At 75.1% G+C, this 17,185-nt stretch carries 13 protein-coding genes and 3 pseudogenes; 9 read left to right on the top strand and 7 right to left on the bottom strand.

Annotation, left to right across the window (positions count from 1 at the left end; all coding sequences use genetic code 11):
- Positions 1–89: 89 nt before the first annotated feature.
- A pseudogene (locus ACWD4B_RS16840) lies at positions 90–959 on the top strand (GlxA family transcriptional regulator); the annotation flags it as partial.
- Here the strand turns inward: ACWD4B_RS16840 and ACWD4B_RS16845 are convergent.
- Together ACWD4B_RS16845 and ACWD4B_RS16850 are read right to left on the bottom strand one after the other, a co-directional pair.
- On the bottom strand, positions 892–1,584 hold the full coding sequence (locus ACWD4B_RS16845; protein ID WP_451421442.1) for a helix-turn-helix domain-containing protein: 693 nt from the start codon (positions 1,582–1,584) through the stop codon (positions 892–894). The pseudogene ACWD4B_RS16840 and the gene ACWD4B_RS16845 sit on opposite strands and share 68 nt — an antisense overlap.
- A gap of 93 nt (positions 1,585–1,677) precedes the next feature.
- A complete protein-coding gene (locus ACWD4B_RS16850; RefSeq protein WP_336410913.1) occupies positions 1,678–1,950 on the bottom strand; it encodes a helix-turn-helix transcriptional regulator in 273 nt (90 codons plus the stop codon).
- Positions 1,951–2,016: 66 nt separating this feature from the next.
- Between ACWD4B_RS16850 and map the strand changes: the two genes are divergently transcribed.
- Positions 2,017–2,784, top strand: a complete 768-nt coding sequence (gene map / locus ACWD4B_RS16855) for a type I methionyl aminopeptidase (protein ID WP_451421443.1) — start codon at positions 2,017–2,019, stop codon at positions 2,782–2,784.
- 103 nt (positions 2,785–2,887) lie between these two features.
- The gene (locus tag ACWD4B_RS16860) at positions 2,888–3,403 is read left to right on the top strand and encodes a DM13 domain-containing protein (protein ID WP_451421444.1); all 516 of its coding nucleotides are present in this window, start codon (positions 2,888–2,890) and stop codon (positions 3,401–3,403) included.
- Here the strand turns inward: ACWD4B_RS16860 and ACWD4B_RS16865 are convergent.
- Together ACWD4B_RS16865 and ACWD4B_RS16870 are read right to left on the bottom strand one after the other, a co-directional pair.
- Entirely contained in the window at positions 3,398–3,937 is a 540-nt protein-coding gene (locus ACWD4B_RS16865) for a hypothetical protein (protein ID WP_451421445.1), read from the bottom strand. The genes ACWD4B_RS16860 and ACWD4B_RS16865 overlap by 6 nt on opposite strands.
- A gap of 127 nt (positions 3,938–4,064) precedes the next feature.
- Entirely contained in the window at positions 4,065–4,682 is a 618-nt protein-coding gene (locus tag ACWD4B_RS16870) for a DUF6875 domain-containing protein (protein ID WP_451421446.1), read from the bottom strand.
- A gap of 135 nt (positions 4,683–4,817) precedes the next feature.
- Between ACWD4B_RS16870 and ACWD4B_RS16875 the strand changes: the two are divergent.
- A pseudogene (locus ACWD4B_RS16875) lies at positions 4,818–5,171 on the top strand (RNA-binding S4 domain-containing protein); the annotation flags it as partial.
- Between the two features lie 83 nt (positions 5,172–5,254).
- Here ACWD4B_RS16875 and ACWD4B_RS16880 read toward each other — a convergent pair.
- Complete coding sequence (locus tag ACWD4B_RS16880; RefSeq protein WP_451421447.1) at positions 5,255–6,754, bottom strand: MFS transporter; 1,500 nt, start codon at positions 6,752–6,754, stop codon at positions 5,255–5,257.
- Positions 6,755–7,184: 430 nt separating this feature from the next.
- Here ACWD4B_RS16880 and ACWD4B_RS16885 point away from each other — a divergent pair.
- Positions 7,185–7,535 (top strand): annotated as a pseudogene (locus ACWD4B_RS16885) (ATP nucleotide 3'-pyrophosphokinase); the annotation flags it as partial.
- On the opposite strand, the gene ACWD4B_RS16890 reads toward ACWD4B_RS16885, so the two are convergent.
- A complete protein-coding gene (locus ACWD4B_RS16890) occupies positions 7,430–8,209 on the bottom strand; it encodes a sirohydrochlorin chelatase (RefSeq protein ID WP_451421482.1) in 780 nt (259 codons plus the stop codon). The pseudogene ACWD4B_RS16885 and the gene ACWD4B_RS16890 overlap by 106 nt on opposite strands.
- Positions 8,209–9,336: a uroporphyrinogen-III synthase gene (locus ACWD4B_RS16895; RefSeq protein ID WP_451421448.1), complete on the bottom strand. Its 1,128-nt coding sequence runs from the start codon at positions 9,334–9,336 to the stop codon at positions 8,209–8,211. Before ACWD4B_RS16895 ends, ACWD4B_RS16890 begins: the two co-directional genes overlap by 1 nt.
- 190 nt (positions 9,337–9,526) lie before the next feature.
- On the opposite strand from ACWD4B_RS16895, the gene ACWD4B_RS16900 reads away from it, so the two are divergent.
- Genes ACWD4B_RS16900 through nirD form a run of 4 tightly spaced genes read left to right on the top strand, consistent with a single transcriptional unit; the run spans position 9,527 to position 17,044 of the window.
- Positions 9,527–11,644: a molybdopterin oxidoreductase family protein gene (locus ACWD4B_RS16900; RefSeq protein WP_451421449.1), complete on the top strand. Its 2,118-nt coding sequence runs from the start codon at positions 9,527–9,529 to the stop codon at positions 11,642–11,644.
- Positions 11,641–12,831, top strand: coding sequence for an NAD(P)/FAD-dependent oxidoreductase (locus ACWD4B_RS16905; protein WP_451421450.1), 1,191 nt, complete (start codon positions 11,641–11,643; stop codon positions 12,829–12,831). Before ACWD4B_RS16900 ends, ACWD4B_RS16905 begins: the two co-directional genes overlap by 4 nt.
- Positions 12,828–15,365 (top strand): nitrite reductase large subunit NirB, encoded by a 2,538-nt coding sequence (gene nirB, locus ACWD4B_RS16910; RefSeq protein ID WP_451421451.1) that lies wholly within the window; start codon positions 12,828–12,830, stop codon positions 15,363–15,365. The genes ACWD4B_RS16905 and nirB overlap by 4 nt, the downstream gene beginning before the upstream one ends.
- Positions 15,362–17,044 carry a nitrite reductase small subunit NirD gene (nirD, locus tag ACWD4B_RS16915; RefSeq protein ID WP_451421452.1) on the top strand — a complete coding sequence of 561 codons (1,683 nt, stop codon included), beginning with the start codon at positions 15,362–15,364 and terminating at the stop codon, positions 17,042–17,044. Before nirB ends, nirD begins: the two co-directional genes overlap by 4 nt.
- Positions 17,045–17,185 lie beyond the last annotated feature (141 nt).

Below are 17,185 nucleotides of genomic sequence, written 5' to 3' on the forward strand. Positions count from 1 at the left end.
CTCGATGTGCGCCTGGGCGAGCGGGTGCGCGATGGCCTGGTGGGCGCCGATCGGTACGTCCCACACCTGCCGGACCCGCGCGTAGCCGACGGCCCCCCGACGGCCGGGCCGCCTACCGGGTGCGCGTCTGCGCGCCGCACGAGGAGGTCGACGCCGGGGCGTTCGCCCTGCGCGCGCCCTGGGGGCTGGAGGCGCTCGCCGACGCGGACACGATCGTCGTGCCGGGCACCGTCGACGTCACCGCACCCGTCCCGGCCGACGTGCTGGACGCACTGCGCCGGGCGGCCGGGCGCGGCACGCGCATCGCCTCCATCTGCGCGGGCGCCTTCACGCTCGCCGCGGCCGGACTGCTCGACGGCCACCGGGCCACCACCCACTGGATCGCGGCACCGTTCCTGGCGGCCCTGTACCCGCGCATCGACGTCGACCCGGACGTGCTCTACGTCGACAACGGCGCGATCCTCACCTCGGCCGGGGCGGCCGCCGGGCTCGACCTCTGCCTCCACATGGTGCGGCGCGACCACGGCTCGGCGGTGGCCGCCGACGCCGCGCGGCTCAGCGTGATGCCGCTCGAACGCGACGGCGGGCAGGCGCAGTTCATCGTCCACGCGCCGCCCGCCCCCGACGGGACCACCCTGGAGCCGCTGCTGCGCTGGATGCGGGACAACGCCGGCCGCGACCTGACGCTGGCCGACATCGCCGCGCACGCCGGCACCAGCGCCCGTACCCTCAACCGCCGCTTCCGCGAGCAGACGGGCACCACGCCGCTGCAGTGGCTGCACCGGGTCCGCATCCAGCAGGCGCAGTACCTGCTGGAGACGACCGCGCACTCCGTGGAGCGGATCGCCGCCCAGGCGGGCTTCGGGTCCCCGACGGCCTTCCGGGACCGGTTCAAGCGTGTTGTCGGGACGAGTCCGCAGGCGTATCGACGTGCGTTCCGCAGGCCGGCCGCCCCTTGAGCGCGTCGGTGACGGCGTCGGCCGTGTCGAGCAGCAGTTCCGCGTAGCGGGCGGATCCGTCGCAGGACGGATCCAGGCGGCGGCGCGGGCCGGTGAGGCCCAGGGCCACGGCGTACGAGGCCGTGCACGGGATCGCGGTCGCGAGCGAGGCGTCGCCGGGGCGGCCGGTGTCGGCCGCGTAGACGCAGCGCCGGTCGTGCGGGGCGGCGACGGCCCGGGCCATGGCGCTGGTGGCGGGGCGGATGCCGCCGGTCAGCAGCTGCTGCGGGGTGTTGTCGGGGCGGAAGACGTGGTGCACGATCTGCACCCCGACCGGGTGGGGCACGGCCAGGCAGACGCTCATGCCGCTGCGGGCGGCGAGGGCGTCGGCCCAGTTCATGGCGGACGCGCGCAGGTCGTTGCAGTCGGGCGGAGCCAGGGGCGGCTCCGCCGGGGCCAGGGGCCCGGCGGGCAGGCAGGCCTCGCCGTCCGGGTCGTCGCGCACCAGTCCTTCGGACCGGAGGTCGCGGAGCAGGGCCCGGACGGAGTCGGCGGGCAGTCCGAGGTACGCCATCAGCCGGTGGACCGTGACGCCGCGCTCGGGGTTCCGGGCCAGGAGCCGTATGGCTGCGGCGGTGTGGGACATGGGGAACACCTCCTTCCGCCCACGGTACGGGTGGGTGGCGGCTGCGGGTGTCGTCCGATCGGCCGATTTGGGGGTGTGCCCCTTACGGGGCCCCTACCCCGCGAGCCGCACCTCGTCCTCCAGCCCCTCGACGCAGGCCGCCGCCACCCGGTCCAGGGACAGTCCCAGCACCGTGGCGACGGCCGCCACCGTGAAGAACGCCGGTGTGGGCGCCCGGCCCGTCTCGATCTTGCGCAGGGTCTCCGCCGAGAGGCCGGCCGCCGCTGCGACCTCCACCATGCTGCGCGCCCCGCGCGCCTCCCGCAGCAGCGAGCCGAGCTGCTCGCCGCGCTGCCGTTCCCAGGGGGTCAGAGGAGTTCTCACCATGACCGTGATATTAATACCGCTTGGCGCCAACCGGTATAAGAATTGGTTCGGATCGGAGCAGCACACATGGTGGAGATCAAGTCGGAAGCGGCCCTGGCGGCGATGCGGGAGGCCGGCCGCGTGGTGGCGAACGCGCTGGCCGCCGCACAGGAGGCGGCCGCCGTGGGGGTCGGCCTGCGGGAACTGGACGAGGCCGCCCGGGCCGTGCTGAGCAGGGCCGGGGCGCGCTCGCCCTTCCTCGGCTACCGGCCGGCCTTCGCCCCCACCCCGTTCCCCGCCGTCATCTGCGCCTCGGTCAACGACGCCGTGGTGCACGGCATCCCGGACGGCTACCGGCTGCGCGACGGCGACCTGGTCAGCATCGACTGCGGCGCGGAGCTCGACGGATGGTCCGGCGACGCCGCCGTGAGCTTCGTCGTCGGCACCGCGGACCCGGCCGACCTGGAGCTGATCCGCACCACGGAGCGGGCCCTGGAGGCGGGTATAGCCGCGGCGGTCGCCGGCGGCCGCGTCGGCGACATCTCGCACGCCATCGGCACGGTCGCCCGCGCCGCCCGCTGCGGGATGCCCGCGGACATGGGCGGCCACGGCATCGGCCGCCGGATGCACGAGGAGCCGGACGTCCCCAACACCGGCCGTCCCGGGCGCGGTTACCCGCTGCGCCCCGGCCTGGTCCTGGCCATCGAGCCGATGCTGATGGCGGGCGGCCGGAACGCATACGTCGTCGACCCTGACGGCTGGACGCTCCGCAGCGCCGACGGCTCGCGTGCTGCGCACGTCGAGCACACGGTCGCCATCACCGAGGAGGGGCCCCGCATCCTCACGCTGCCGTAGGACGTCCGCCGTAAGACTTCCGTCATCGGATTCCCGGAGCACGGGACGCCCTGCGCGCCGTTTCACGAGTGACATCGGAGACGGACGGCTGCAGGAGGCCGCAATGGGACGCATACGACGGGTACTGACCGGGCGGGTCGGCATCGGGCTGCTGGTGGGCGGGCTCGTGGCGGTCGCCGTGGGCGCGGTCTGGTTCCAGCCGTGGAAGCTGTGGGTGAACGAGACCGTGCGCGAGGCCGCCCCCGTCGCCCGCGAACAGGGGGCCCGCACGCTGGCGACCGGCGAGTTCATCAGTCACGAGCACGCGACCAGCGGCACCGTGCGCATCCTGGAGCTGCCCGACGGCAGCCGGACGCTCCGGCTGGAGAACCTCGACACCAGCAACGGCCCGGACCTGCGGGTGCTGATCACCGACGCTCCGGTGCGGGAGGGCCGGGCCGGCTGGTTCGTGTTCGACGACGGCGCCCACACCGAGCTCGGCAGGCTCAAGGGCAACAAGGGGGACCAGAACTACCCGTTGCCCGCCGGGCTGGACCTGGAGGCGTACCGGAGCGTCAGCATCTGGTGCGACCGCTTCGACGTCTCCTTCGGTGCCGCCGCCCTCACGCGTGCGCTATGAGGAGGTGACGTCCGTCTGCGCGGCGACCGGGGCGTCGCCGGAGACCGTGCAGTTGACCGTCACGCCGAAGACGTGCACCGCGGCGTCGCCCGGTGCGAAGGTCGTCGTGCCCGCGGTGGTGAGCTGGGTGGAGGCGGTGCCGCCGGTGAGGGTGGCGGTCGAACCGCTCGGTATGGCATCGGGGTTGGTGAAGCCGGAGGCGGTCACACTGCCGGATCCGGCGCCGCCGAGGTTGACGGTCATCTCGCCCGTCACGCTGCCCGCGGCAACGTCGATGGGCACCGTCAGCTGTGTGACGACGCTGATGGACAGGTCGGCGTTGCCGCCCTGCGGGACGCTCGCCGGAGCCGTCATGGTGACCTGCAGGGACTGGACGCCGCTGGGCGCGCCCGGGCCGGTACAGGTGTAGCCGACGGACACGGTGTCGGCCATGGCCTGCGGTGCGCCCAGTCCGACGCCCGCGCTCGCCAGCACCGCCACCAGGGCCGCGCCGGCCGCCGTCCGCCTGCGGTGCGTTCTCGAAGTCGTGTTCATCGCCGTGCTCCCTTCCGTCCGCGGCGGGGCCGCCGCCGGGGCGAAGAGCCGGGGGGTCTGATGTGAACACGTCATCAGTGGCACGGGGTGGCGGAGAAGTCAACACACAAGCGTCCGCGGCCTGTTGTCAGGGCGCCAGGCCGTGCTCCCGGCACGCCCGGTTCCACCGCTCGGAGATGTCCGCCGTCAGAAGCCGGGTGCGCCGGGCCTCCGCCGCGTACAGCCGGTAGTACACGGGGAACATGCGCGACACCCGCATCGACAGCAGCAGGTCCGCCGGAACGATCCGGCGCAGCACGCAGAACGGGGCGGGCACGGCGCAGGGGGCCTCGGCCGAGTGCAGCAGGGAGGACGTGCAGCCCCTCGCGTACACCGCCGGCCGCACCACCTCGTGCGCCGCGGCGATGAGCGGCAGCACCGGCCCCGCCGGCCCCGGGAACGCCACCACCAGCCCGGGCTGTTCGTCCCGCTCCCGCCGCGAGGCCCCGTCGAACCACGCCAGATATCCGGCCAGTGCCCGCGCCACGGCCCGCAGCGCCGTACGGCCGGTCACCCGCAGTTCCGCGTAGTGCACCGCACCGGCCAGCAGTGCCTGGGACGCGAACGGGCAGACCAGGCCCATGCAGTCGCGCAGGTACGGGTGGAAGGCCGCACCCAGCTCCGTGCCGTGGGCGCCGCCGCCCAGCACGACCGGGTCCGGCCGGTGCAGCTCCCCGGTGGGGGGTGGCGCGGGCGGCAGGGACACGGTCCGACGGTAGGGGCACGCGCCTGTGCTGACCAGCCGTGCTGCAGCGGGAACAGGTGTCCGCAGAGGCGCCCGCGGCTTCCTGTCGGCGGTGTGGCCTACAGTGCGGGCATGAGTACAGCAGACGAGGGGACGGTGCGGGCCGACGTCTGGATCTGGTCCGTGCGTCTCGTCAAGACGCGCTCCATGGCCGCCACGGCCTGCCGCGCGGGCCACGTCCGGATCAACGGCGAACGCGCCAAGCCGGCCCAGCCGGTGCGGGTGGGCGACGAGGTGCGGCTGCGGCACGAGGGGCGCGAGCGCATCGCCGTCATCTCGAAGATCGTGCGGAAGCGGGTCGGCGCGCCCGTCGCCGTCGAGTGCTACGTGGACAACAGCCCGCCCCCGCGCGAGTTCGTCGCGGCGCCCGGGCAGCGGGACCGCGGCACGGGACGGCCGACGAAGCGCGACCGGCGGGAGATGGAGCAGCTGCGCGGCGACCGCGCATGACCGCGCCCCAAAGGGGCGCGGAGCCAATACTCCCCCAGCTACCGCTGGGAGGTACCCCCAGCGGCTCCGCCGCGTGGGCGCGATCAGCCACGACGAATCCGCAGTCGACGCACCGCCCCTCCCGCGGAGCGCCTGGCGCCGAGCCAAGCCGCTGCGAGCGCGAGCAGGGACACCAGCAACAACGCAACGACGGCCCAGCGCGGGCCGTCGTTGCCCGGCGTCTCGCTGCCGCCGAGGTGGAGGGCGAGTGTGACGAGTGCGATGCCCAGGGCCGTCCCCAGCCCCCGGGCCATGTTGACCAGCCCGCCGCCGGTTCCGGACGAGCGGGCCGGTATCGCCGCCATGACGATCGCGTTGTTGGCGGGGGTGAACGTCCCCAGTCCCAGCCCCAGCACGACCAGCAGCGGGGCCAGCGCCGCGGCCGTGGGCGGCACGGCGGCCATCACGGCCAGCGTCCCCGCGCAGATCACCCCGCCCAGCAGACACCGCCCCCGGTCGGCTGTCGTGGCCGGCAGGACCCGGTCCGCGCCGGTGGCGCCGAGCGCGAAGCCGACGGGCAGGGCCGTGAGCACCAGCCCCGCGGTGAGCTCGGAGGCGCCCCGGGCGGTCAGCACGACCGGGACGAGCACCAGCGGCCCGAAGAGCACCAGGTAGCTGCACAGCGCCCCGGCCAGGCCCGTCGCGATCTCGCGTTTCCGCAGCAGGGCTGGGTCCACCAGGGGCCTGGCGGCCCGGAGTTGGCGCACGGCGAAGCCCCAGCCCGCCGCGGCGGCCGCGGCGAACAGCGCGGCCACGGCCCAGGCGGGGAACGGCAGACCGGAGGCGGCCGACACCCCCAGCAGCAGGCACGTCGTCGCGGTGGCCAGCAGCGCCAGGCCGGGCCAGTCGAATCCGGCCGCCGCGGTGCGGCTGCGCGTGCGCGGCAGCAGGTAGTGGCCCGCGATCAGCGAGACGATCCCGACCGGCACGTTCACGGCGAACACCCACCGCCACCCGAACGCGCTCACCAGTGCACCGCCCACCGTCGGACCGAGCGCCAGGCCGAGCGCCTGCGCCGCGGCCTGCACGCCGAGTGCGCTGCGCAGCTTCTCGCGCGGTGCGCTGGTGGTCACCAGGGCCACGCTGTTGGCCTGCATCATGGCCGCGCCGGCGGCCTGCGCGACCCGGAAGCCGACGAGCGCGGTGAGCGAACCGGCCAGCCCGCAGGCGGCCGAGGCCACGGTGAACACCGCGAAGCCGTACAGGTAGAACAGCTTGCGGCCGTGTGCGTCCGCCAGCCTGCCCACCGGCACCAGCAGCGCCACCAGCGTCAGCAGATAGGCGAGCGAGACCCACTCGACGGCGGCGAGCGAGACGCGGAACTCACTGCGCAGGGCGCCGTACGTCAGCGTCACGATGCTCGCGTCCAGCTGCCCCATGAACGCCCCGAAGCAGACCGTGGCCACGGCCAGCCGCCAGGCCCCGGGCCGCTCGCGTATCCGCGCGGGCCGGGCCCGCTCCTCGACCAGCAGGGAGGGAAGCAGCGGATGCCGGCCCGGCGGTGCCGGCCGCGTCGGCTGCGGGGTTCTGTGGCGTATGCCCATGCCGCCTCCTCGGAACAGTGTCTCTCCGGACAGACGGTATTGCGCCCCATACCGCTGCGTTCACGTCAAAGTTTGCCTGCGGGACATGTACGGGCCTGCCGTAACGGGCCGTTCCGGTTGGATCTGCCGGATGCAGATCAACCGCATCACCACAGCCGCCCTCCTCACCGCCGCCCTGGGGCCCGTCCGGCGGATCTTCGTCATGCGGCACCACGGCGCCCCGTAAGGGGCGCGGGGAACTGCGCGACCAGCCACCGACGGCCTGCAGGCGACACACCACCCCTGGGTCCGGGGCGAAGCCCCTGGAGGTACCTTCAGGGGCAGCCGGGGGAGAACGATGAAGCGGGCGTCATCTGCGGGCGCGTCGTGGCTGGTCGCGCAGTTCCCCGCGCCCCTTACGGGGCGCTGCCGCACCGATGAGTGAAGAGCCGCCGGCCGGGCCCTCGCGGCCGGTGTGCTGGCCGGCTGGGGCAACGACAGCGTCAAGTGGTCCGACACCTGGGGGCGGAAGCAGGGGTACAAGGCCGTCAACTCGGCCTGGCGCGACCCCTTCGAGGGTCACACCTTCGAGGTCCAGTTCCACACGCCGCAGAGCAAGTGGGCCCAGGAGGCGACCCACAAGCTCTACGAGGAGCAGCGCCTGCCGAGCACGACGCCCGAGCGGGCGAAGGAACTTCAGGACCAGCAGGACGCGATCTTCGCGGCCGTACCGGTGCCCCCGGGGGCGGAGGAGCTGAGGGCGCCGGAGCGGCTCGCCCGTACCCTGCCCGCGGCGGGCTGAGCCCGCACCTGCGCGTCGTACCGCTCCCACACCAGCTGCGCGACGGCCTCGTGCGCCCCCAGCGGCGCCGACGTCGCACAGCCCCCGGCGTCCGCCGCGCGCTGGGCGAACCAGCCCGGGGCGAGGAGGTAGCGGGCCACGGCGATGCTGGCGTGGCCCGCCGCCCGGAAGGAGGCCACCGCCGCGGCAGGGGAGGGGGCGGCAGTGGCTCCTCCGTGCAGGAAGGCCGCGGCGACCGGGCGGCCCAGGCGGGTCGAGAGCAGCCGGGCCGTGGTCCGCGCGGCCGCGTTCGCCGCCGGGTCCGTCGAGCCCGCGGCGGCGAGGACGACGGCGGAGGCGTCCCCGCACGACGCCTCCGCCTCCGCCAGGCGGTCCTCCAGGGCGACCGCCAGCAGGGGGTGCGGGCCCAGCGGCGGGCACACCCGGACCCGTGCCCACGGGGCCGCCGCGACGGCCCGCGGGATGTCCGTACGGACGTGGTGGCCCGCGCCCAGCAGCAGCGGGACCAGCACCACGTCACCGCCGAGGCCCGCCAGGGACTCCCGCACGCTGTCCACGGACGCCAGGCGGACCGGCACGTCCGGCCGCAACCGGGCGACCCGCCGCAGCAGTTCGGCCGTCGTGGCCGTGCCCTGCGGGTCCTGCGTGCCGTGCACCACGGCCAGCAGCGGCATCACGGCGCGACCGCCAGCCGGTAGCCGCGCTTCGTCACGGTACGGACCAGGTGGCCGCGCGGCCCGAGCGCCGTGCGCAGCCGTGCCACCGCCGCCTCGACCGCGTGCTCGTCCGGCAGGGGACGCGCCTGCGGGCCCGTCCACACGCGGCGCAGCAGGTCCGCGCGGCTGAGCACCGCGCCGGGACGCTCGGCCAGGGCGCGCAGCACCGCAGCGGGCAGCGGGGGCAGTTGCAGGGCCGCGCCGTCCGCGAGCACCGCGCTGCCCTGCAGCACCAAGTTCCCCGCAGGGGTGACGAGTTCACGGCGGAATCGCTCGGTCAGCTCGCGGACGAGCGTGCGCACCAGCGCACCCAGCCGGCCCCGCTCCGGCCACACGCACGGCACGCCCGCCGCCAGCAGCGGGCGGGCGCAGATCGAGCCGATGCACACCGGCAGCACGTCGCCGCGCAACGCGTCCAGCACGTCGGTGCGTTCGGCCGCGGACAGGAACGCCTCGACGGCGGGGGCGCTGGTGAAGGGCAGGGCGTGGATCTCGCGGCGGGCGGTCTGCTCGGCGAGGCGGCGCAGGGCCTCGGGGTCCTCGGGAGGGCCCCACCGGTAGACGGGCGCCGCGACGACCGAGGCGCCCCGCCCGCGCAGCACGGCGGTGAACTCCTCCAGCGGCGCGCCGTGTTCCTGGACGACGACGCGCCGCCCCCGAAGGTCGTGCTGCAACAGCCAGGCCAGGGCGTCGTCCAGGGCCTCGGAGCCGGGGGCGTGGTTCTCCCGCAGGCCGCACGCCCGCAGCGCGCCCGCCGCCTTCGGGCCCCGGCTGACGACGACGGCCCCCCGGCACGCCCCGACGAGGGCCGCGCCCAGGCCCCAGTCCTCGGCGGCGCTCATCCAGCCGCGCCAGCCCACGCCCGTCGTGGCCACGACGAAGTCCGGGCCGCCGTCCGCCAGGCAGGCCTCGGTGGCGCGGCGGAGCAGCCGGTCGTCGGCGAGCGGCACGATGCGCAGGGCGGGCGCGGAGACGACACAGGCGCCGCGGCGCTGCAGGAGTGCCGTGAGCTCGTCGCGGCGGCGGTCCGCCGTGACACCCACGGTGAAGCCCGTCAGAGGTCCCGGGGTCGTGCTGGTGGTCATGGGGCGAGGGTCGCGGAGCGGCGTTAACCTCTCGTTGCGACGGTGTCACGCGACCGTTAGTTCGAAGGACGTTTTCCTACGGGCATGTGTCGCGCCGCGCACACCGGCCCCCGGCACAGGTGCGTGAACCGTACGAACGGGGTAACACCGGGGTCTCGTCGCCGGAACACGGAACCGTCACGCTTGGTGCATGACCACTCCGCCGTCGTGGACGACCGACACGCACTGCCCGTACTGCTCCCTCCAGTGCGGCATGCGCCTGCGGCCGGCCGCGGAGGCGCCCTCTCCCGTGGAGGTCGAGGAGCGCCCCGACTTCCCCGTCAACCGGGGCGCGCTGTGCGGCAAGGGCCGCAGCGCCCCCGCCGTCCTGGCCGCGCACGCCCGCCTCACCGCGCCGCTGGTCCGTGACGCGGACACCGGGCAACTGCGCGCAGCGGGCTGGCCGGAGGCGCTCGACCGCGCGGCCGGGGGCTTCACCGCCGCCGCGCGCCGGTACGGGCCCGACGCGGTGGGCGTGTTCGGCGGCGGCGGGCTCACCAACGAAAAGGCCTATTTGCTGGGCAAGTTCGCACGCGTCGCCCTGCGCACCGCCAACATCGACTACAACGGCCGCTTCTGCATGTCCTCCGCGGCCGCCGCACAGCGCGCCGCGTTCGGACTCGACCGGGGGCTGCCGTTCCCGCTGGAGGACATCCCGCGCGCGGGGTGCGTCGTGCTCGTCGGCAGCAACCTGGCCGACACCATGCCGCCCGCCGTGCGCTACCTGCGCGAACTGCAGGAGGCCGGCGGCGCGGTGATCGCCGTCGACCCCCGCCGCACCCGCACCGCCGCCCTCGCCGACCTGCATCTGCAGCCCGCCCCCGGCACCGATCTCGCGCTGGCCCTCGGCCTGTTGCACCTCGTCGTCGCCGAGGGGCTCGTCGACGAGGAGTTCGTGGCCGCCCGCACCACCGGGTACGAGACGGCACGCGCCGCGGCCATCGCGCACTGGCCCGAGCGCGTCGAACACCTCACCGGCGTGCCCGTGGCCCTGATGCGCCGCGCCGTCGAACTGTTCTGCGGCACACCGGACCGCACCGGCATGGTGCTCACCGCCCGCGGCGGCGAACAGCACAGCAAGGGCGTCGACACCGTCGGCGCATGGATCAACCTCTGCCTGGCCACCGGCCGCGCCGGCCGCCCCGCCGCCGGATACGGCTGCCTGACCGGGCAGGGCAACGGCCAGGGCGGCCGCGAACACGGCCAGAAGGCCGACCAGTTGCCCGGCTACCGCTCGATCACCGACCCGGCGGCCCGCGCCCACGTCGCCGCCGTGTGGGGCGTGGAACCCGACGCACTGCCCGGACCCGGGCGCAGCGCCTACGAACTCCTGGACACCCTCGGCACCCCGGGCGGGGCCCGGGCGCTGCTGCTCATGGGCTCCAACCCCGTCGTCTCCGCGCCGCACGCGCAGCACGTCACCGAGCGCCTGCGCGCCCTGGACTGCCTGGTCGTCTGCGACGTGGTGCTCTCCGAGACCGCCGGGCTCGCCGACGTCGTCCTGCCCTCCGCCCAATGGGCCGAGGAGGACGGGACCATGACGAACCTGGAGGGCCGGGTGATCCTGCGCCGGGCCGCCCTGGCCCCGCCGCCGGACGTCCGCACCGACCTGGAGATCCTGCACGGACTCGCCGAACGGCTGGGCGTGGCCAAGGGTTTCCCCGCCGGCCCGCAGGAGGTCTTCGAGGAGCTCCGGGCGGCCTCCGCCGGGGGACAGGCCGACTACTCCGGCATCACCTACGACCGGATCGTGGCCGAGGACGGCGTCTTCTGGCCGTGCCCCGCGAGCGGCCCCGGGGAGCCCGAACACCCGGGCACCCGGCGCCTGTTCCTCGACCGCTTCGCCACCCCCGACGGCCGGGCCCGCTTCGCCGACGTCTCGCACCGGCCCGCCGCCGAGGAGCCCGACGCCGACTATCCGCTCCGGCTCACCACGGGCCGGGTGCTCGCCCAGTACCAGAGCGGCGCCCAGACCCGCCGCACCCCGGCCCTCGCCGAGGCCGCGCCCGGCCCGTTCGTCGAACTGCACCCCCGCCTCGCGGCCCGCCTCGGCGTCACCGACGGCGACGGGCTGACCGTCGTCAGCAGGCGCGGCCGCGTCACGGCGCCGGCCCGGCTGACGGCCGCGATCCGGGCCGACACCGTGTTCATGCCCTTCCACTGGCCCGGCGAGGGCCGCGCGAACACCCTGACCAACCCGGCGCTCGATCCGGTGTCGCGGATGCCCGAGTTCAAGGTGTGCGCGGTACGCGTGGAGAAGGCCTCGTGACCGCCCGCCGCATCGCCGTCGTCGGCGCCGGCATGGCCGCCGCCCGCCTCGCCCAGCAACTGCGCCTCCACGCCCCGGACGCGGACCTGGAGATCACGCTCCACGGGCAGGAGCCCCACGTCCCCTACAACCGTGCCCTGCTCGCCGGCGTGCTCACCGGCCGCTACGCGCCGGACACGCTGGCACTGCCCGCCGGCGGGGCCGTCGTCCGCACGGGCACCGACGTCGTCGCGCTCGACCCGGCCGCCCGCACGCTGCGCACCGCCACCGGGGAGACGGCCGCCTACGACGTCCTCGTCCTGGCCACCGGGTCCGCACCCGTACTGCCGCCCGTGAGCGGCCTGTTCGCCTCCGGCGGCCGTGAACTCCGGCCGGGCGTCCACGTGCTGCGCACCCTGGCCGACTGTGCCGCGATCGTCCGCGACGTGCGGGCCGCCGGGCAGGCCGTCGTGCTCGGCGGGGGAGTCCTCGGCGTCGCCGCCGCCCAGGCCCTGGCCTCCCTGGGGTGTGCGGTGCGGCTCGTCCACCGCGCACCGCATCTGATGGAGCGTCACCTCGATGAGCAGGCCGCGGCCGTCGTGCGCCGCACCCTCGAAGCCGCGGGCGTCGACGTCCTCACCGGCGTCCGCACCATGAGCATGCCGGAGGACCGGCCGGTCCTCCTCGCCTGCGGGACCCGGCCCCGCACCGGCCTGGCCCGCGCCGCCGGACTCGCCGTGCGCACCGGCATCGTCGTCGACGACACCCTGGCCGCCTCCGCGCCCGGGGTGTTCGCGATCGGCGACTGCGCCGAGCACCGCGGCACCGTCCACGGCCGCGCCGAACCCGCCTGGGACCAGGCCGACATCCTCGCCGCCCGGCTCTCCGGCGCCCGGCCGCAGGCCCGTTACCCCGGCTCGCCCGCCCGGCTCCGGCTCTCCGCCGGCCCCCTGCAGGTCGCCGCCTTCGGCGACATCGCGGCCCCCGGGCCGCACACGGACACCATCCGGCTCTCCGACGCCACCCGCGGCACCTTCAGGAGCCTCGCCCTGCGCGACTCCCGCCCCGTCGGCGCGGTGCTCGTCGGAGACCTCTCCACCGTCGGCGACCTCGCCGACGCCGTGGCGCACGGGCAGCCGCTGCCGCCCGAACCCCTGCACCTGCTCACGGCCGCATCCGCCGCCCCCGCCGAAGGAGTTCTCGTATGAGGGACCCCAGCGACCCCCGCCACCACCTCGTGCTCGTCGGCCACGGCATGGTCGGCCAGCGCTTCCTCCAGGCGCTCGCCGACCGCGGCCCGCTCGACCGACACGTGACCGTGCTCGCCGAGGAGCCCCGGCCCGCCTACGACCGCGTGCACCTCACCTCGTGGTTCTCCGGCACCACGGCCGAGGAACTCTCCCTGTGGCCCGCGGACTTCGCCGCCGCGCACGGCATCGAGCTGCACCTGGGCGACCCCGCCACCGCCGTCGACCGCGACCGCCGCACCGTCACCACGCGCTCGGGGCGGACCGTCGCGTACGACACCCTCGTCCTGGCCACCGGCTCCGCCCCCTTCGTGCCGCCCGTTCCCGGGCACGACCTCCCCGGCTGCTTCGTCTACCGCACCCTGGAGGACCTGGAGGCCATCCGCGCCCGGGCGGAGCACCCCGGGGTCACCACGGGCGTCGTCGTCGGCGGCGGGCTGCTCGGCCTGGAGGCGGCCGGAGCCATGCTGGCCATGGGCCTGACCACCCATGTCGTCGAATTCGCGCCCCGGTTGATGGCCGTCCAGGTCGACGAGGGCGGCGGCGCCGCACTCCGCCGCGAGATCGAGGGCATGGGCGTGACCGTCCGTACCGGCACCGCGGCGAAGGCCGTCGAGGCGGGCACCGACGGCTCCGCCGGCCGGATGGTGCTGTCCGACGGCGACTCCCTCGATGCCCAACTCGTCGTCTTCGCCGCGGGCGTACGCCCCCGCGACCAGCTGGCCCGCGACTGCGGGCTGCCCGTCGGCGAACGCGGCGGCATCGTCGTCGACGCCGCCTGCCGCACCGCCGACCCGCACATCCTCGCCATCGGCGAGTGCGCCCGGGCCGCCGACGGGCGCGTGTACGGGCTCGTCGCCCCCGGCTACGCCATGGCCGAGGCCGCGGCCGCCGAACTCACCGGCGGCCGGGGCAGCTTCACCGGCGCCGACACCTCCACCCGGCTCAAGCTCCTCGGTGTCGAGGTCGCCGCCTTCGGCGACCCGCACGGCACCGGCGACGGCGTCCTCGAAGTGCTCTACTCCAACAGCCGCGAGGGCGTCTACAAGAAGCTGTGCATCGACCCGGAGGGCCGGCTCGTCGGCGGCGTCCTCGTCGGCGACGCCGACTCCTACGACCTGCTGCGCCCGCTCGCCGCCACCGGCAAACCGCTCACCACCCCGCCGGAACAGCTCGTGCTGCCCGCATCCGCCGGGCCGGCCGCGGCGGGCCCGGCGTCCCTGCCGGACGAGGCGGTGATCTGCTCCTGCCACAACGTCACCAAGGGCACCCTGTGTTCCGCCGTCACGGACGACGGCTGCACGGACGTCCCGTCGGTGAGGCGGCTCACCAAGGCCGGCACCGGCTGCGGTTCCTGCACGAAGGCGCTGGAGCGCATCGTCGGCGAGGCGCTCGGCCCGCAGGCGTCCCGGCCGCGGGGACTGTGCGAGCACTTCGACCGCACGCGGGCCGAGCTGTACGAGATCGTCCGGGTCAAGGGCATCACCACCTTCTCGCGTCTGATCGACGAGCACGGCCGGGGCGAGGGCTGCGACGTCTGCAAGCCCGTCGTCGCCTCGATCCTCGCCACCCTCGGCAACGGCCATGTGCTGGACGGCGAGCAGGCCGCGCTGCAGGACACCAACGACCACTTCCTCGCCAACCTCCAGCGCAACGGCTCCTATTCGGTGGTGCCGAGGGTCCCCGGCGGTGAGATCACCGCCGCCGGACTCATCACGATCGGCGAGATCGCCCGGGACTTCGGGCTCTACAGCAAGATCACCGGCGGGCAGCGGATCGACCTGTTCGGCGCCACCGTCGACCAGCTCCCGCAGATCTGGCGCCGCCTGGTGGACGCCGGCTTCGAGTCCGGCCACGCCTACGGAAAGGCCCTGCGGACCGTCAAGTCCTGCGTCGGACAGACCTGGTGCCGCTACGGCGTGCAGGACTCGGTCGGCCTGGCCATCGAACTGGAGCTGCGCTACCGCGGCCTGCGGGCCCCGCACAAGCTCAAGGCCGCCGTCTCCGGCTGCGCCCGCGAATGCGCCGAGGCGCAGAGCAAGGACTTCGGCGTGATCGCCACCGCCCAGGGCTGGAACCTCTACGTCGGCGGCAACGGCGGCACCACCCCGCGCCACGCCGACCTGCTCGCCGCCGACCTCGACCGCGCCACCCTGCTGCGCACCGTCGACCGGTTCCTGATGTTCTACATCCGCACCGCCGACCGCCTGGAGCGCACCGCCCCCTGGCTGGAACGGCTGGAGGGCGGGCTCGACCACCTGAGGGCCGTCGTCATGGACGACGCACTCGGCATCTGCGCCGAACTCGACGCCCTCATGGACCGGCACGTCGAGACCTACGAGGACGAATGGCGGGCCACCCTCGACGACCCCGAACGGCTGCGCCGCTTCGTCTCGTTCGCCAACGCCCCGGGAACGCCCGATCCCACGGTGCGCTTCGTGCCCGAGCGCGGACAGATCCGCCCCGCCACGGCGGCGGAGGTGGCGGCGCGATGAGCACACGGACGGTCGAGATCGACGCGGGCGCCGGCTGGCGGACCGTGTGCGGCTACGACGAACTGCAGCCCGGGCGCGGGGTGACCGTGCTCGTCGACGGACACCAGGTGGCGCTCTTCCGCGACCGCGCGGGCGAGCTCTACGCGGTCGGCAACCAGGACCCGTTCAGCGGGGCCCACGTCATCTCCCGGGGCATCCTCGGCAGCCGGGCCGGCGTGCCGGTGGTCGCCTCGCCCATGTACAAGCAGGCCTTCGACCTGCGCTCGGGGGCCTGCCTGGACGAGGAGGGCGCCACCGGCGCCGCCCCGGCCGCGCTGCCCGTCTGGCCGGTGCGCATCACCGAGGCCCCCGCACCGCGGCCGCACCGCATCACGGACTGGCGGCCGGAGGACCCGGTCTTCTGGGAGACCACCGGAGCCCGTACCGCCCGGCGCAACCTGGTGCACTCGGTGCTCTGCGAGCACATCGGCTTCTCCGTGTGGAGCCTGTGGTCGGTGCTGGTCCTCTTCCTCGGGCCCGAGTACGGCATCGACCCGGCCGGGAAATTCCTCCTCACCGCCGTACCGACCCTGACGGGCTCGGCGCTGCGGCTGCCCTACACCGTCGCGGTGGCCGTCTTCGGCGGCCGCACCTGGACCGTCGTCAGCGCGCTCGTCCTGCTCGTCCCCACCGTGCTGACCGCCTGCGTCCTGCACCCCGGCGTCTCCTACACCACGCTCCTCGCCGTCGCCGCGGTCGCCGGGGTCGGCGGCGGAAACTTCGCCTCCTCCATGGCCAACATCAACTCCTTCTACCCGCAGCGCCTCAAGGGCCGCGTCCTCGGCATCAACGCGGGCGGCGGCAACCTCGGCGTCCCCGCCGTCCAGCTGCTCGGACTCGCCGTCCTGGCGACCGCGGGCGCTGCACACCCCCGGATCCTCCCGCTCCTCTACATCCCGCTCGTCGTGGCCGCGGCCGTGGCGGCATACCTGCGCATGGACGACCTGGCCCATGTGCGGCCCGCCGGGCGGCCGCTGCGCGAAGTGAGCCGCAACCCGCACACCTGGCTGGTCTCCCTCCTCTACATCGGCACCTTCGGCTCGTTCATCGGCTTCGGCTTCGCCTTCGGGCAGGTGCTGCTGGTGCAGTTCCCCGACGCCTTCCCGACCCCGGTGCGGGCCGCCTCGCTGACCTTCCTCGGACCACTGCTGGGCTCGCTCGCGCGGCCCGTCGGCGGCTGGCTGGCGGACCGGTGGGGAGGGGCCCGGGTCACGTTCTGGGCCTTCGCCGCCATGGCCGCCGGCACCCTGCTCGTCCTGGCGGCCTCGCAGCACCACTCCCTGCCGCTGTTCCTGACGGGCTTCGTGCTGCTCTTCGTCCTCAGCGGCCTCGGCAACGGCTCGACGTACAAGATGATCCCCGGCATCTTCCGCGCCGAGGTGCGCCGCCGGGCCGCCGCGGGAACGGACACGCGGGCCGCCGAGGAACGGTCCCACCGGCACGCGAGCGCCCTGATGGGCATCGCGGGCGCGGTCGGCGCCTTCGGCGGAGTGATCGTCAACGTCGCCTTCCGCCAGGCGTTCCTGGACAGCGGCACCGGCGAAGCGGCCTACGCGGCCTTCCTCGCCCTCTACCTGCTCTGCCTCGCCGTCACCTGGGCCGGCTACCTGCGGCCGGCCCGCCGGACGGCCGGAGTCTGAGGCCGGCGGCGGGGCATTCAACACCAACGGCCCCGCCGCCGCCACCGGGATCTCCCCCTCCGCCTGCTCCATTGGGGCGACTGGAGGCGTGCGGCGCGCGGACGCCGGGCGCGGCCGGGCAGGCATCTGCTCTGCGTGGGG

The sequence above is a fragment of the Streptomyces sp. NPDC002536 genome, from assembly GCF_053594995.1.

Bases quoted from the DNA above. Each gene is read 5' to 3' on its own strand.
- nirB (WP_451421451.1), top strand. From the start codon at position 12,828: ATGAGGGACCCCAGCGACCCCCGCCACCACCTCGTGCTCGTCGGCCAC.
- map (WP_451421443.1), top strand. From the start codon at position 2,017: ATGGTGGAGATCAAGTCGGAAGCGGCCCTGGCGGCGATGCGGGAGGCC.
- ACWD4B_RS16865 (WP_451421445.1), bottom strand. From the start codon at position 3,937: ATGAACACGACTTCGAGAACGCACCGCAGGCGGACGGCGGCCGGCGCG.
- nirD (WP_451421452.1), top strand. From the start codon at position 15,362: ATGAGCACACGGACGGTCGAGATCGACGCGGGCGCCGGCTGGCGGACC.
- ACWD4B_RS16895 (WP_451421448.1), bottom strand. From the start codon at position 9,336: ATGACCACCAGCACGACCCCGGGACCTCTGACGGGCTTCACCGTGGGT.
- ACWD4B_RS16880 (WP_451421447.1), bottom strand. From the start codon at position 6,754: ATGGGCATACGCCACAGAACCCCGCAGCCGACGCGGCCGGCACCGCCG.
- ACWD4B_RS16900 (WP_451421449.1), top strand. From the start codon at position 9,527: ATGACCACTCCGCCGTCGTGGACGACCGACACGCACTGCCCGTACTGC.
- ACWD4B_RS16850 (WP_336410913.1), bottom strand. From the start codon at position 1,950: ATGGTGAGAACTCCTCTGACCCCCTGGGAACGGCAGCGCGGCGAGCAG.
- ACWD4B_RS16845 (WP_451421442.1), bottom strand. From the start codon at position 1,584: ATGTCCCACACCGCCGCAGCCATACGGCTCCTGGCCCGGAACCCCGAG.
- ACWD4B_RS16890 (WP_451421482.1), bottom strand. From the start codon at position 8,209: ATGCCGCTGCTGGCCGTGGTGCACGGCACGCAGGACCCGCAGGGCACG.
- ACWD4B_RS16860 (WP_451421444.1), top strand. From the start codon at position 2,888: ATGGGACGCATACGACGGGTACTGACCGGGCGGGTCGGCATCGGGCTG.